Below are 14,553 nucleotides of genomic sequence, written 5' to 3' on the forward strand. Positions count from 1 at the left end.
CTGTCGCTGCGGGGGCTCTGCTACGACAGATTACCTTTTGAACTGCGAAGCGAATGATCTGGATGACACTCAGGACTCAGAAGCAATCCTCTGACACCCTCCCAGCCGAAGGCCTCCGCGTAGCGGCTTCGTCCAACCAGCCCGATCGAGGACAACCCCGACCAACCCTGGGATTTGCCCAGCTCGACATGACCATCTCAACCTTGATCAGACTTGCCGATTGTCACCTTACAGGTCGGGGTGCCTCATCGGGAGATTAGGCCTCTCCTCATACCCTATGTCTGGCGATATTTCCGAACGTGACTGGAAGGTGTTTCGCGAGGTTCACAGGCATGCCTTGGAGCGATTCAGTGCGAGAATTCTTGCTGAGGCTCAGGCAGAGATCAGCCGCCCTGAGAGCACATCGCATGAGAGATATCTCCGGCTCTACCGACTATTTGAGGAGCGGGATCACGATATTGCACGCGCCTTCAACGATCTGCGTCGCTCGACCGCTCTCATGCAGCTTGGGATTCTCGACGTCATGGGCCTGGTCACACCCCAGGAGCTTGAGCGCTTTAGTCCAGAGGTTCGCGAGTCGCTGGCGCTGCTCGCCCGATTCCGAAAGGCCTAACACGTGCGACCGAGTGGGCGGCCTTCAGGTTACGCCATGTCCCCGGCTGGTTTCGGGACTGTGATCTTGGCCTCTCTGCCCATTGTTCCGCATTCGATCGGCCGTCACTCATCTTTGAAGCGTTACCCATGAAAGTCACGGTCTGGGCAGTCTGTAGATCGGCTCTAATCCTTTGCCTGGCAATCCAATTGGCGATTCATCGCGTAGCCTCCGTAGAGGAGGCCATGCGCTTTGGAGTGGGTCTCACGACTTGTGCCGTCTGTCTTGCGTTGTTTCAAGGTGGTCTCTGGCTTTTCTGCGACATCGTTACCTTAAGGCGAGGCGGCTGGCTCACCCCTTCGTTCGGCCGAAGTCCATTCGCAGCGGATCAAGGCCCCGGGCTGCATTTGGGGACCGGAGCTAAGGTGTTAGTTGGGTTCGGATTACTTAAGGTATTGTCCGCCTTCCTCCAGGGGATGCCATCTTTGGTTCTTGGGCTCTGGCTGCTGTCGGTGGGCGTACTCCTTTGGGGCTGGCAGAAACTTCTTAACCGCCTATTTCGATCCCGGTTTATTCGTCGGTGAGGCTAACCAGCCCGATCGAGGACAACCCCGACCAGCCCCTGGATTTGCCCAGCCCGCCTTGACCATCTCAACCTCTAATGGACTTGCCGATCGTCATCTCACAGGTCGGGGTTTCTCATCGGGACGTCGTTGGACCGATTTTGGATGATGAAGTTCTGGGCTCGATTCTTTGGCAAGGACTATGGTCCTCCACCAACTCCCGATGAAAGTCACCCTTCAGCTATCTGCGGATGCCGGGTGGTGGAGACGCTCTATTCTGCAAGCCGAAGGTCCCGAGTCTTTATCGCTACTGACGACGATCAGTGTTTTCGAGTTTTCTTTGAAGAGTGGGATGATTCGGACTGGCAGGATGGAGGAAAACCGTTTTGGTATCCACGGCGCACAGGAATAATCACCGACTCGCACGAACGCGCCAAAGTGTGTGCTTTAGAGTTTCTCCAGGCCACGTGACCTCCGTCGTTCCAGCCCACTCGATCCAACAGCGCTTAGCCTGCGAGTTTTCTACATGATCACCGTTCTTGCATTCCAGGTTTCGCCCGAGTTGGCTCTCGCTTGGCGGGCTGTGGATCAGCGAACGTTAGGGGGCGTTCACGTCTTGCATTCATGAACCCAACCATAATCTGCGGTGGTTGTTTGTGCGGTTTGGTCCGCTACGAGTCGGCTGGACAGCCTTACAACGTCACGCACTGCCATTGTTCGGATTGTCGTCGGAGCAGTGGCGCGCCGTTTGTAACGTGGGCATCGTTCCGTCGGAGTGAGTTTCGATTGCTCACTGGACAGCCGCGAGAGTTGGGATGGGCTGGGCGGCTGCGTTCGTTCTGCCCCCAGTGCGGTACGCCATTGACGTTCATGGCCAGTCCAGAAGCAGGCGAGCTTGATGTTACAGTTTGCAGCTTCGACCATCCTGCGATAGTGACACCAGCCGACCACACTTGGGTTGATGACCGGCTGCCTTGGATTCGTTTAGCCGATGGTTTACCGACTTATGGACAGAAGCGAGAGACCCACGTCGCCTAACGAGAAAGTCGACCGAACCACCGCCAGCATCGGGATTCCGGGCATGATCACACTCACTACATCCGCCACTTCGTTGAGCGCCTCCGTACGGCGGCGGTCGGTCACGACTGGTCGTTCGGCTGCGCAATTCACCGCGATTGATTCATGAACTATGGGGCAGAGAACGTGGATTTGCGAGACGTCCGGTTCACTCCGGAGCTCCTGAGCGCCATCCCTGAGGCGACCGCCCGGATGTATTCGGTGCTCCCAATCGCGGATGCGATTGACGGTCTTGTGATAGCTACGGCGTATCCCTTCAATCTGGAGGCGATTGACGATCTACACCAGATCGTGGGCAGGGATATCGAAATTCGATGCGCAGATGCGGGCCAGCTTCGTGTTTTCATCAAGAATCATTACGGCGGAGATTAGCTGTGACTAGTCCATCGCCGAACCGCTACTCGATCCAACAGCCCTCAGCCTCCGAGTTTTTCACATGATCACCGTTCCTGCATCTCAGATTCCGCCTGAGTTGGCTCCCGGTCGGCGGCCTGTGGCTCAGTGGATTCGTTCGACAACGGAATGATCCAAGTCTGCTGGAAAACGATTCGTGGGTTCGCAACGCTAGGCGTGCTGCTCTGGTTTGTCGTGCTTGCGTTGATGCCCGTCTATGGCTGATTCCGCTCTTTATCCTCTGGATTCTTGCCGGCTTGTTCACCGTGTGGAAGGTCCGTTGGTGGTGCGCAATGAAGAGCCGAACAAACTCAGTCGACTGAACCTTCGCTAGCGCGCCGGGCACTCACCTCGAAAACGTTGGGCGTATTGAGCCATGAATTCCGATGCACTTTCTCGTCAAGTCATGAGGCTCGCACAGCGCAAAAGCCGGAAGGTCGGACGAGTGTTGACTCGTGAGGAGATTCTTCGATTACATGTTCAGACAGTGGAGCCTTGGAAGCGCATTCTCATTTTTGCGATGGGACTCTTAGTCGGCGCCTTCTCGTTTCTATGCTTTCGCGTGGGAGCACCTGTTTGGATTTGGGTGGGGTTCGCTTTGTGTTCTGCAGTTATCGTTCTCTGCGGAGCGTTCGGTCGCAAGGCGTATCTCGATCGTGAGCTTCAGAAAATGAAGGATGAAGGAGCGACGAGATTGCTGGATGCGATCATCAACGGATTGTGAGGCGTCGACAATGTCGTTCATCCGGGAGGGTTCTGGGCGTAAGTTCATATCATGAAAGTTCTTAGGTATACCCCATACCGGCGCGTCCCTGAGTGGTTTCGTTGGACGTCTATGCGCATCTTACCTTATCTGGCAGTTCTTTGCCTGGCGCTCACGGGGTGCCAGTTTACTCCGTCACCCACCAGGCAGCCTGTTACCACGAACGATGTGATCGGCGTGTGGTCGTTCACTGAGGACTACTCCAAGACCACGGTATTCCTGACGTTCATGCCATCAGGAGTTTTCACTCAGCAGGTTGTTGCCACCACACAAACGAACACCGGGGTTGGCAATTGGACGTTGGATGGACCGAATTTGCAGCTCACAGGTTTTTTGGCGCAGACCGGCTTCGGATGGAAGCCCGATTCGATACGCTGGTATTTCATCGATGGCGACAAAAGGAAGTTGGAGATTTTCGGTGGCGCGTTTCCGGATCCGGACGCTTTCCAGCACTTGAGCTATTTGAGAGCGGCACCATGACACATCACGATCGGACGTCCAACGAGTTCGTGGATCGAACCACCGTCCGCATCCGGAGTGCTGACACTAGTATCATCACTACACCATCTACTTCGTTGAGCGCCTTCCTACGGCGGAGGTCGCTCACGGTTGGTCGTCGGTGGGCATGAAGCGCGTTTGGCTTTCGGATTGTCGGTCGCTCATCCATCTCCTGGTCCTTGGATTAATACGAAGCATGTCGACACGGTGGACATCGAGCGGCGATCAGGAACACCCCACTCCCCAACACCTTGTGCGAGCGATCCTGGCTCATCTCATCGAGGCGGCTGATAGTTCTTCTTGGGCTCACTTCGAGGTCATTGCGCAGGAAGGGTGGTATAGAAATCTGCTGTGGGGCAAGGAGCCATGGGTTGAAGTTGCATACGTGGACCACGGTTGGTTGCAACTCATGGATCTGAGGCCAGCTTTTGGCGGACCTGACTTTTGTCGAAGCTCGCCGTGTGCCTCTTTCGCTCCTCCTTCCTTCGACGCAAGCCACGCCTATCCAAGTTATTGCGCATCGCGACCGATTATTTCATACGTACGTATGAAATAATCGGGAAATGGTTACTCCTGATTCACAGTGTGCAGCCCTGCTGAGAACGCTATTCTGGCTCTGGCTGACGGCTTTGCGCTTCGGCATCGATGTTCATGCTGTCGCTGATCTGGTGCCTGAGGACAAGTTTCGGCCGCTACAGATTAAACTATACGTACGTATGGAACAATCCGTCGGGGGACACTTGGGTGTCTGAAGCAGGGCTCGTTCCCAATAACAATCGGCTGGTTGACGTCAGCGCGATACGCGATACGTGAAATGAGGCTGCTGGGGGAACTGCAGCTGAGCGGTAGTCAAATTACTCGACTGACCCTTCCACCCTCACTCGGGGCCTTACAGGTACTGGATCTGAGCGCGAATCCACTCACCCGATTCGTGCTCTGGGAGCCACTGGCTGGGAAATGGCAACGAAGCACCGAATTTATGCCATGAGCTGTCCTTCGCCTCACACCATCAACGTTTCGACCGAGACGGTGGATCCAACAAATGAATCTCGTAACAAATCGGGAGGCCTTCGGCGGGAACGTAGTCACGTTGCCTAATGTCTGTCCCCCCCCCAGATTCTTCGTGAGATTGTCTTTTGGCCGCTGTCGAATGTAGTGAATTACCTGCGATGTTTTCAGGGCTACCGTCATAGGAGGTGGGGGCTGTAAGGAATGATTTCGGTGTGGGTTATGCATCCGCGAGTGATCACTGTGATGTTGTTGATGGTTCCGCTCGTTGCGAGCGCGAATCCGGTCATGGTGGATGGTCAGTCACTCCTGGCGTTCTCGGTGGTGGCTTTGTGCGCGCTGGTGATCGAGTCGGGAATGGTCACGCTTACTTTGGCCAGTTGCGGACTTTTCATCGTTCCAGCATTCATCACCTCCATCTTCCTCAATGTGGGATTCTTTCTGTTGGGCTTTGTCCCGCTTAGCGATCGAGTGTCTCTGTGGATTCTCGAGCCGGGCGTGGTTCTTGCGGATGCGATCCTCATTAAACTCATGTCGGCCATCCCCATCCTCCAGGATGCGGGGTTTGAGGGGGTAGGGTGGCGACGCGCTCTTCTGGCTTCGTTGCTGGGTAACACTTCGTCATTCTTCGTCGGTGTCATCCTCTGCGGTGCTCCATGGGTCGTGCACTAGCCCAGCAGCCCTTAAGGGACGGAGCAGAGATAAATCTGGGTTTTGTTGGAGGAGTTCTAGCAGGATGCCGATGACGACAGCAGGAATTACGTACAACCGGAGAGACGCGATCTTATGTCGAAATCAATCTGCAATGGGATAAGCAGGCCTAGTCGGCCATGGCATGGCTTGATCCTGGCTTTCATGGTTCATCTCGAGCTCGCGGCGCAGTTTTACGCGCCGCGCACGGAAGAGCACGATCCGGCCCAACGCTTTTTTCTGACCGAGGTATGTCGGCTTCTGGCCTGGCGTGAGAATGGATCCGAATCCAAACTCGCCACGATCACGAACTCGGTTTATCCCCTGCGCACCGGTGGTGTCGATTGGCACCTCAAGTTCCTTTCTCCCTCCGGAAGTCTCTCCAAGACCGGGCTCGTGAGCTATTCCACGAACCTGCTGGAGCAGGGGGATGGATACTATCGCGAGGTGTATCGGAAGGTTCAGGCGCTTGGCTGGGCACCTGTTCCTAAGGCCCTGCCCGAGGAGATACGAAAAGCCTATTGGCGCGGGGCCTTGCGAGCGAAGGTGTCGCGCGAGGAGAGTCTGGCTGAGGGCTTTGGGATGGTGACCAAAGGGGGTCAGGCATGGGGGGCAATCGAGGCGGCAGAACTCTCGGGGTTGCTGACCCATGCGGTGCTTCCTGGAGTGGCGGGGCGGGCCAGCATTGACTCTGTTCTCCTGGCCCGAGCATTTGGCTGGCTAGCGTTTGCTGAGGCGGCGAGTTCGGCGTCCCTTGCCGACCTTTACATCCCCGGACTATTCCTCTCCGGGAGAGAGCGAATCGCGCGCTCGATGTGGAAAGAGGCTGCCTCCAAGGGGCTGGTCCCGCCGAATGCGCTCACGTCGGCCTGGGGGGTCTGGCTTGGTCAAACCAAGTCGCGTCCATTCTATCAGTCCGCCGTCACGAACCGCTATTTGCCCATGCTGATGCCGATGTTGGTGTACGATGAACTGGTGAACAGCAGCGGAAATCTGCTTGAGGAGTTTCTTCCCGCCCTGGTGGATGCCAAGAACGCCATGTCGCTTCACAACTTTGGTCCGTTTCTCTCGACCCAGATGGGTGTCGGGGCTGGCCATTTTATGGACGGAGGGTGGCCCGAACTTCAGCGCGCCGCGTGGCTGCGCTTGATCCAAAGCCGGCCAGCCGAGTTCTTTGGGCCGACCAACTTCAGCTCTGCATTGAAGCAGAGTGTGGCTGCACGTCAGGCAGCGGGCGCTTCCAAAACGGCGGCGGACCAGAGTATTCCCGGGCTTAGGGAGCTCGCCCCGCTCCTTCGGCTTGGTCAGATCGAAGGGGTGGGTCCCCTGGCACCTACCGCAGTCGCGACCGATCGCGATCTTCTCAACTACGGATGGGAAGCGGCAGGTTTGCAGATGGGAGCCCGCTATCAATTCGTAAATCACCGGTGGGGAGTCCATGAGGTCGGCAAATCCATTCGCCAGGCCGCTCGCACTGCCGCGGAAGGCTGGACGCCGTTTTTCGAGAACGAGCGGGCGTCCAAAGTGGCGAACTATGACGCCAGCCTTCGTCGGCTGGAGCTCGTCGAAGGGCTGTTCCAGTTGGTCGGATTCAACCGTCATGCCTATGCCGATGCGGGGCCTGAGAACCCCAGATCCGCCCAGCGATTTGTCCGCCGCGCTTACCTTCGTCCCTGGGACGCGGAGTGGCAGTGGCGAACTCTCTTTGATGGAGGCGACAGCGTTTCGAATATTGTTCCTCATTTGCGGTGGATGGCCAATGAGGCTGGACCCCGGGGATTGGTGGTGGGGTTGCGCTATCTGGCATCAGTCGGTGTTCAAGGGGTTCAGGAGCTGCCGGGAGCGCTGGCGGCACGTGGCGAACTAGCCGAGCGGCTGCCTCAAAAAACCGAGTTATACCTGGAGACTCGCGCTCTGGTTCCGACGAACTTTGTGGTCGCTGGGGAGGTGAAAACCGTGGACCAACAGCGACTGGACCAGGCGAGGGAATTGGAACGGATGTATTGGGACACCGATACTGAGGAGCTGGGGCGTCGAACCTTGGATGCCTATCTGCTGGCGGACGCCTACCCGTCCACCGTGCGTTTCTACAGTCAGATTCGCACCAACCTGACCGATACCATCTCCTTCTCGCATCGACTCGGACAAAGCCTTTTCCTCCTCGGCTACTTTCAAACCAATGACCTTCTGCAGTCCTGGGCGGTCGAGAACAGTCGATCCGGCAGCAGCTCGGATCTGCAACTGGGGATTTACCGTGCGGCAGCCAAGAATGACCGGAAAGCCCTCGCGGCCGCAGTCCAGGACTACATCGAGCGCTATGGATCAGATACCGGACCCGATGATCCACTCCAGAAGCTGCAAGGCTTCCTCCCATTGCTCCCGGCTCTCTCCGATCCGAAGAGCCCCAAATACACCGAGGCTTTGGAATATTTTTCGGGGTCAGATCGGTGGTCGATCTTGCGCTGGATGTGGGTTCGGCGGTTCGAACTTCCTCAGGAAGATGCCATCACATTTCTGGGAGGCCGGGAGAATGAGCCGTTCCTAGGTTTCCTGGTTCAATTGCTGCTGAAAGATCAGGAGGCCATGGAGAGGATGGTCAGAGCCTATTTTGGAAATCCGAGGAATCTTGAGGTCGGCCGTTCCTTCGTCATTCGTTATCTTTACGCGCAGCACGCCCAGAAGAAGCCAACGATTCCTGATGAGAATATGCGTCCTGCGCAAGCCAAGACGCTCCGCCAGGAAATCGCCGAGTGGCTGCGGTGAAGCGGGAGCTTTGTGGGCCCTTGGCGGAGAGCTTTGCGCCGTGTGTCGCCGCCCGGATGCCAGCGAATAGGCCTCGTCAAGGAGGTTAAAAGTCCCTGAACTGACCGGGCTGCGCGTGCTTGAGTTCCGAGGGGTTGGGCCGGTCGGGTGCGGAGCGCGATGCCCTGGGTCCAGGGGCAGTCCCAGATGGTCTTCTCTGGCTGGTTTTGCTGGTGGCACGCGTGGTCAGCTCATCGGTCGCAGTGGAAGAGTGCGGCTTCGCTCGCTGCCCGGAGGGCGTAGTCCTCCCTCCGACCATAGTCTGGAGATGGGTCACAGCGTCATTGACCGCCTTGGCCTGGGAGCTGAGTTGCTCGCTGGCGCTGGCGCTTTCCTCAGCGCACGCCGCATTCGCTTGCGTGACCTTGTCCAACTGAGATATCGCGAGGTTGATCTGTTGGATACCGGTGGATTGTTCAGTCATGGCTGTTGCAATGCCGGCTGCCTGCTCGTCGACCTCCTTCACGCGGCCTACGATCTCTCCTAACGTCTGCCCCACCTCTTGAGCCGCGGTCGCGACTGTGTCCACGCTCGCGACCACCTTCTCGTTCACAGTGACTCCCTGAGCCGATTGCTGAACAGCTGCCTCGATCAGTACTGCCGTTTCCTTGGCGGCCGTGGCACTTCGCTGGGCCAAGTTGCGAACCTCGTCCGCAACCACGGCAAATCCCAACCCTGCTTCGCCTGCGCGTGCAGCCTCGACCGCGGCGTTGAGCGCGAGAATATTGGTTTGGAAGGCGATTTCGTCGATGGTTTTGATGATTTTGGAGACATTCAAGCTGGAAGCTCGGATACCCTCCACCGCGGTTCGCATTTCGCCCGCAGCGGACCGAATCGTATCCAGCGACTCGTTCAGCCGCTGGTTGGATTGAACCCCCGAGTCGGCTGACACCTTCGTGGCCGCGGCCAAATCCTTGGTAGCCTTGGCGGAATCCGCGCTCCGCTTTACCATGCTGGCGATTTCCTCGAGTGCTGCGCTGGTCTCCTCCAAAGAAGCTGCTTGTTGGCTGGCTCCCCCGGCCAGGGTCTGGCTGGCGGACGCCACTTGTGCTGAGGCGGCGGCCGTCTGTTCCGCGCCGGCGAGAAGTTCGGAGGCGATCTCGCGCAGGGGTGGGACGATGGATCGGCTGATAACCCAGGTTAGGAACGCACCCAACGCTAGCGCGGCGATCCCGATACTAACGATCGCTGCTTGGGCTTCGGTCATCTGCCGTTGCATGCGCGGCCCGGCTTCGTTCTGATCCGCCAGAAACGCCGCTTCCAAGCCTTCCATTTCCTCTTCGATCAAAGTTCCGAGTTCGCCCATCTGGCGGTTGATACGAGTTGCCTCGGCATTCTTGCCGGCGAACGCGAAGGTCTTCAGCTCCTTCAGCAGACCGGCATGGACCTCAACTTGAGATTCGATCGTTTTGATCGTTTTATGACGATCGGGCTCGGTGATCTGTTCCTCGATCTCATCCAGTGCTTCCCTGAGGAGTTGGCTGTGGGACTCGTAGCGGTTCAGCGTTTCCTGACTGCGGGCCAGCATCAGATCCTTGGCTGCGATTTGCATGAGCAGAAACTGTTCGAGAACGGCAGCTCCCTCATTGCTATGCCGAGCATCCGTTCGGAATTCCTTGAAGCCTTCGAGTGCGGTGTGGAGGCCTTCATATCCCGCGAAGCCCACTCCGGCGAGCACCGCGAGCAGGGCGGCGAATCCAAGCGAGATTCGCTGGGGAACCCGCCATCGCGGCAACACCGAGTTGGCGAACCACCAGGCGGCGGCCATGAGCAGGAGTAAAGCACTGGCTGTCCCAAGGACCCAATGCATCACCCGGGCTTCGGCCGGTGCGGCGCTGGGCGTGGTGCGAGCGTGTGTGTTAGCTTCTGCGCCGGAGACGCCTGCTTCCTTCGCTTGATGCGGCGCGTGGGGAGCTATTTCTGAATGACCCGACTCCGCCTGATGTTGGTTCCCGCTGGTGTACGAGAGCAGTCGCGATTGCTCCTGGTGCTCGCCAAGCCAGGTCACCGTTCCTGATTGGAGATCATAAATTGCGCCCATCACTTTGAGCCGGCCTGCTTGGACCAGCGATCGAACTTCAGGACTTCGCTTGAACAGGTCATCGATGGAGATCCAAATATTGGCTTGGACTGCTTCGAGCATCAAGGCCTCACCCACCAGGCTTGGGCTGACTGATTTGGCCCGGGCGGCGGCTGGAGCGATGTTGTCGACCAGGGAGGGGATGCTTCCGTGGACTTCGGCTCCCTCGACCACTGCTTTTACGGCGCCGCATGAGGTATGGCCCATCACTATCAAGAGCGGGGTCTTCAGGTGTCCCACGCCATACTCTATGGTGCCCACTTCATCCGTGTCCGAGACATTGCCCGCCACCCGGATCACGAAAAGGTCACCCAGCCCTTGATCCAGAATCAACTCGGGTGCAAGTCTTGAATCCGAGCAGGTCAGGATGGTTGCAAACGGAGTCTGGCCGGTCGCCAGGGCCGCACGGCGGGCGGAGTCCTGGTTTGGATGTAGTGGCTTGCCTGCTACATAGCGCGAGTTACCCTCGGCGAGACGCTGGCGCGCCTGGTCCACCGTGATACCACTATCCACTGATGCCTGCGCGATCGAGCTAAAGCCCTGGGCCAGCAGGGTTACGAGCATAACTGCCAGTGTCCTAAGGAGTGCGTTCATGTTTTGGTTTTCCCCTCCCCTTCTAGCGGCAGTTTTTAGGCCTTCTGTAGAGGATTCTCGGGAAAACCAACGGAGCCTTGCCCTACCGCTGTGACGTTATACCGCCGTTATTGGCCCAGGCAGCGGCATTCACCACAGTGAAGTCAGATGGGCTTTCGGCCCTCGGAGCTCCGTTTGAGCGCGAAATTCAGCACGATCAGTGCGGCCCCTCCGCCGAGGGCGAGCCACAGCAGGGAACGCGCTTGTGCTGCCACGACAGCCGCTGATTTGTCCGCAGCCTCACGAACCTGGTCCGGACGGGTCATGGTGGCCAGTTGGCTCAACTGATGGCTGAGGTTGGTGACTGAACGTTCCAGGATCAGCACGCTCGACTCCAGCGCCTGCACCCTCCGTCCCGCCTGTTCCACCTGCCCGAGCGCCGCGGACACCTCAGCCCGGGCGGCCACACTTTCTGCCAGCTCCCGCGGCAGAGCAGCCAATCGGTCTTCAATCCGCTTAACCTGCTCAGGCACGATCCGTTGCAGGGCGCCCAGCTCCTGCAGGGACGCCATCGCCTGACTCACCTCCCCATGTCCGAGCAGATTGGCGGCAGCTGACTCCGCATGCCATTCGGTGAGGCGGGGAATGCGGCTGGCCAGAAAAATAGCCCGCTCCCCCAAGAGCTGTGCGTCGTGTGTCGCCGCCCGGATGCGTGCGAATAGGCCTCGTTCGGTCGCGCTTCCTCCGGCCAGTGTGGTCGCCAGCTCCTTCGCGAATGCGTCGAAACGGATGAACTCCGAGACCGCCGGTCCCGGATGGTTTTGGCGCCAGGTCCGGACGGTCTGCTCCACTTCGCGTATCTCGTCCGCTGACAGGTAACGCTCCGAATGCGTCCGGATGTGATGCTGGATCCCTTCGAAGGCGGAATCGATTTCCGGGGCGTGCGAGCCGAACTCCCGAGTCGACCGGGCTTCGGTAATCCAAATCTGATGCGAGAGCGCGGCCATGGCGAGGAGGTCCAGAACCTGGACCAGAGCGTTGGGGCCCGCGACGATCGCATAGCTGGAAGTCGCGTAGGCAGCCTTCAATCGCAGCGCCTCCTTGCGTGCCGCAGAACTTTCACTCGCCGCCGCCACCCGATTGCAGGCAGCTGCCAGGCGGGCCACCTGCCATTCCACCAACGCTTCATTCTCTACCATAAGCTGGGCCATGGCGTGCGACGAGGCGTCGGCGGGCGCTCGAGAGCTGGGGGCGGTGGCGGTCGAGGCTTCCGAGGGTGAAGATAGGGAAGCCGGAGTGCGGCAGCCTTGGACGAGAAGAGCCGGCAACAGTAGCAGCAAGGGACGGGTCAGCATGTCGACACCCATTGGGTGGGCCGTACTTTGGCTGTGGGCCTGACTAAGTTCAAGTCCGCCTTGCTGAAAAGGGGGTGACATCCGGGCCGGAACCGATTTAGCTCTTCAGCATGTCGCAGACGACTTTGACTTTAGGGCACTCTCCGGATCCGGATGATGCTTTCATGTTTTACGGGCTGGCCAAGGGGCTGGTCCCGTCGAACGGCTTTGAGTTTGAACATATTCTCCAGGATATTCAGACCCTGAACGAGCGGGCCACCCGCGGCGAGTTGGATATTTCGGCAGTGAGCATTCATGCCTACGCCTACTTGTCGGACAAGTACGTGCTGCTGCCCAGCGGGGCGAGCATGGGAGATGGCTACGGGCCGATGCTGGTGTCCCGCGCTGCCCACTCGCGTGAAGAGGTGATCCGACGGCGGATCGCGGTGCCGGGGACCATGACGAGCGCCTTCCTGGCCCTCCAGCTGTGGGCCGGCAAGGGAGCCAGCGAGCTGGACTATATCGTAGTCCCGTTTGACCAAATCTTTTCGGCAGTGAAGTCGGGCCAGGCGGACATCGGCCTGATCATCCACGAGGGCCAGCTGACCTACCAAAATGAGGGGCTGCAGGTCTGTGCGGATTTGGGAGCGTGGTGGAAGCAGAACCAGGATGGTCTTCCCCTTCCGCTCGGCGGTAACGTCATTCATCGTCGTTTCGCCCCACCGGTGCGCAAAGCGATCTCCGATATTCTAACCGCCAGCATCCAATACAGTTTGGATCATCGTCCGGAGGCGGTTCGGCACGCGCTGCAGTACGCTCGTGATATGGGAGTCGAACTCGCCGATCGGTTCGTCGGGATGTATGTGAACCATTGGACTCTCGACTATGGAGACGCGGGACGGGAGTCCATCCGCCGTTTTCTGGGACAGGCGTTTGAGCGGGGGTATCTAAGCAAGAAGGCGGAGCTGGAGTTCGTCGCATGAAGAATGTTGTTTTGTTAGGCAGCACCGGATCCATCGGCACCAGTACACTCAAGGTGGTGGAGGACCTCCCGGACCGTCTGCGCCTGATCGGATTGGCCGCGGGAAACAACCTCGATCTCCTGATCGAGCAAGTGCGAAGGCACCAGCCGGCTGCCATCTCGCTGCAGGACCCCGGCAAGGCTCAGCAGGCTCAAACCCTGCTGGGCACATCCACCCAGGTTCACTGCGGTGAGGAGGGCTTGATCCGCTTGGCCACCCTGCCGGGCGCCGACATTGTGCTGATTGCCATCGTGGGAACGGCGGGGCTGCAACCCGCGCTGGCTGCCATTCGGGCGGGCAAGGACATCGCCATTGCATCCAAAGAAATTCTCGTCATGGCGGGGGAGACGGTGATGTCCGAGGCCCGGAAACATGGAGTGCAGGTTTTGGCCGTGGACAGCGAACACTCGGCCATCTTTCAATGTCTCGATGGCAAACCGGCGAGTTCGGTGCGCAATCTGTGGCTGACAGCCTCGGGCGGGCCGTTTCGGCGTCTGGATCGAGCTGAATTCGGAAAGATCACCGTCGAGCAGGCTCTCAAGCATCCCTCGTGGGTCATGGGGCGCAAGATCACCATCGACTCCGCCACCCTTTTTAACAAGGGCCTGGAGATGATCGAGGCACGCTGGCTCTTCGACGTCGAGATGCCACGGGTGAAGGTGATTGTGCATCCGCAAAGCGTGGTGCATTCCATGGTGGAGTTCGTGGATGGCTCGATCATCGCCCAGCTCTCCACTCCCGATATGTGCCTGCCCATTCAGTATGCGCTGCTTTATCCGGAGCGGGTGAACAGCGACCGGGTGCAAACCGACTTTGCGAAGCTGAGCCGGTTGGAATTTGAGGATCCGGATACCGAGCGGTTTCCCGCGTTGAACCTGGCCCGTCGTGCCGGGGAGGTAGGCGGCACCCTGCCGGCGGTGTTGAACGCGGCCAATGAGGTGGCGGTGGAGGCTTTTTGTCAGCGTCGCATCGGCTTCGAGGCGATCAGCACCACCGTCAGGCGCACCATGGATCGACATCGAGTGGTGGAGAAGCCCAGCCTGCCGCAGATTCTAGAGGCGGATGCTTGGGCGCGCGAGGAGGCGGGCCGGCTAGGATAATCCCAGCCATTCGCATTTTGGATTTTCGATTGGTTTGAACGCGGACGCGGACCTTTCG

At 58.6% G+C, this 14,553-nt stretch carries 12 protein-coding genes; 9 read left to right on the forward strand and 3 right to left on the reverse strand.

The features are described from left to right. Positions 1-277: 277 nt before the first annotated feature. Both JNN07_06965 and JNN07_06970 read left to right on the forward strand, forming a co-directional pair. Positions 278-613 (forward strand): hypothetical protein, encoded by a 336-nt coding sequence (locus tag JNN07_06965; GenBank protein MBL9167466.1) that lies wholly within the window; start codon positions 278-280, stop codon positions 611-613. Between the two features lie 1,166 nt (positions 614-1,779). Beyond that, positions 1,780-2,193 carry a GFA family protein gene (locus JNN07_06970; GenBank protein MBL9167467.1) on the forward strand — a complete coding sequence of 138 codons (414 nt, stop codon included), beginning with the start codon at positions 1,780-1,782 and terminating at the stop codon, positions 2,191-2,193. On the opposite strand, the gene JNN07_06975 is transcribed toward JNN07_06970, so the two are convergent. After that, positions 2,152-2,325, reverse strand: a complete 174-nt coding sequence (locus JNN07_06975; protein MBL9167468.1) for a hypothetical protein — start codon at positions 2,323-2,325, stop codon at positions 2,152-2,154. The two genes, JNN07_06970 and JNN07_06975, sit on opposite strands and share 42 nt — an antisense overlap. Before the next feature lie 12 nt (positions 2,326-2,337). Here JNN07_06975 and JNN07_06980 point away from each other — a divergent pair, with 12 nt between their 5' ends. The 5 genes from JNN07_06980 to JNN07_07000 all read left to right on the forward strand — a co-directional run bounded on the left by JNN07_06980 (position 2,338) and on the right by JNN07_07000 (position 8,347). Next, the gene (locus JNN07_06980) at positions 2,338-2,604 is read left to right on the forward strand and encodes a hypothetical protein (GenBank protein ID MBL9167469.1); all 267 of its coding nucleotides are present in this window, start codon (positions 2,338-2,340) and stop codon (positions 2,602-2,604) included. A 397-nt stretch (positions 2,605-3,001) separates the two neighbouring features. Next, positions 3,002-3,349, forward strand: a complete 348-nt coding sequence (locus JNN07_06985) for a hypothetical protein (protein MBL9167470.1) — start codon at positions 3,002-3,004, stop codon at positions 3,347-3,349. 111 nt (positions 3,350-3,460) lie between these two features. Then, positions 3,461-3,868 carry a hypothetical protein gene (locus tag JNN07_06990; GenBank protein ID MBL9167471.1) on the forward strand — a complete coding sequence of 136 codons (408 nt, stop codon included), beginning with the start codon at positions 3,461-3,463 and terminating at the stop codon, positions 3,866-3,868. A gap of 1,248 nt (positions 3,869-5,116) precedes the next feature. Next, complete coding sequence (locus tag JNN07_06995; GenBank protein MBL9167472.1) at positions 5,117-5,566, forward strand: hypothetical protein; 450 nt, start codon at positions 5,117-5,119, stop codon at positions 5,564-5,566. Positions 5,567-5,680: 114 nt separating this feature from the next. Beyond that, on the forward strand, positions 5,681-8,347 hold the full coding sequence (locus JNN07_07000; protein ID MBL9167473.1) for a hypothetical protein: 2,667 nt from the start codon (positions 5,681-5,683) through the stop codon (positions 8,345-8,347). An 85-nt stretch (positions 8,348-8,432) separates the two neighbouring features. Here the strand turns inward: JNN07_07000 and JNN07_07005 are convergent, their stop codons facing one another. Next, positions 8,433-11,060 (reverse strand): hypothetical protein, encoded by a 2,628-nt coding sequence (locus JNN07_07005; protein MBL9167474.1) that lies wholly within the window; start codon positions 11,058-11,060, stop codon positions 8,433-8,435. 143 nt (positions 11,061-11,203) lie between these two features. Next, a complete protein-coding gene (locus tag JNN07_07010) occupies positions 11,204-12,394 on the reverse strand; it encodes a hypothetical protein (GenBank protein MBL9167475.1) in 1,191 nt (396 codons plus the stop codon). Between the two features lie 110 nt (positions 12,395-12,504). On the opposite strand from JNN07_07010, the gene JNN07_07015 reads away from it, so the two are divergent. Both JNN07_07015 and JNN07_07020 read left to right on the forward strand, forming a co-directional pair. After that, on the forward strand, positions 12,505-13,356 hold the full coding sequence (locus JNN07_07015) for an ABC transporter substrate-binding protein (GenBank protein ID MBL9167476.1): 852 nt from the start codon (positions 12,505-12,507) through the stop codon (positions 13,354-13,356). Further along, positions 13,353-14,495 carry a 1-deoxy-D-xylulose-5-phosphate reductoisomerase gene (locus JNN07_07020; protein ID MBL9167477.1) on the forward strand — a complete coding sequence of 381 codons (1,143 nt, stop codon included), beginning with the start codon at positions 13,353-13,355 and terminating at the stop codon, positions 14,493-14,495. Before JNN07_07015 ends, JNN07_07020 begins: the two co-directional genes overlap by 4 nt. Positions 14,496-14,553: the final 58 nt, after the last annotated feature.

It is taken from the genome of Verrucomicrobiales bacterium (assembly GCA_016793885.1).
Lineage (GTDB): Bacteria > Verrucomicrobiota > Verrucomicrobiia > Limisphaerales > UBA11320 > UBA11320.